Source organism: Vibrio sp. 811 (assembly GCF_033339195.1).
Genome location: NZ_JAWOUB010000522.1, coordinates 1 through 638, shown reverse-complemented (window position 1 = coordinate 638; position 638 = coordinate 1). Strand labels below are relative to the sequence as shown.

The following is a 638-nucleotide window of genomic DNA, read 5'->3' as shown; positions in this document are numbered from 1 at the left end:
TGGTGATACTTATACGTTGGACTTTAGCGAACTGTATTCCCTACTCGATGATCACGAAGCTCTCGTTGAGCGTGTCGATGAACGATTCTTTGCAGGCACGGCTTCGCCTGAGCTCAAAGCGCTTTTGCTAGAAGTGTCGGATGAGTATCGAACCGATTACGTACCAACAACAAAACTCGCACTCGTTATCTTTACTGCGATTTCTGGCGATGAATTTTACATTCAGGATTAGGGGTGAATTATGGACATTTCGAGACGTAACTTTCTAAAAAGCACCGCATCGTTTGGGGCGATCGCTTCACTCGGATTGCCGGGTTATTCACTTGCCGCGCCTTCAAATGATTTCCGAGCGCTGATCTGTGTGTACTTAGCTGGCGGAAACGACGCGATTAATACCATATTGCCGCTATCTAATTTTCACTACAACCAGTACGCCAATGTGAGAGGATCTCTTTCTGTTGCCAAAAATACCATTATTCCCATTGGATTGAATGCGAACGACGCAAACAACAACGCCGTTCCGCTTGGGCTGCATCCTAAGTTGTCGGCACTTGCTCCACTATTCCAACAAGGCGATGCTAATTTGGTGCTCAATAGCGGCATTCTCAACCAACCTGTGACAAAACAAGCCATTGAAC

Annotated in this window: 1 protein-coding gene and 1 pseudogene; both read left to right on the top strand. The window is 46.4% G+C overall.

From position 1 onward, the window contains the following. Window positions 1-232: pseudogene (locus R7Q46_RS27865) on the top strand (DUF1800 domain-containing protein); the annotation flags it as partial. Window positions 233-241: 9 nt separating this feature from the next. Next, on the top strand, window positions 242-638 hold a 397-nt coding region (locus R7Q46_RS27860; protein WP_318078389.1), incomplete at its 3' end, for a DUF1501 domain-containing protein.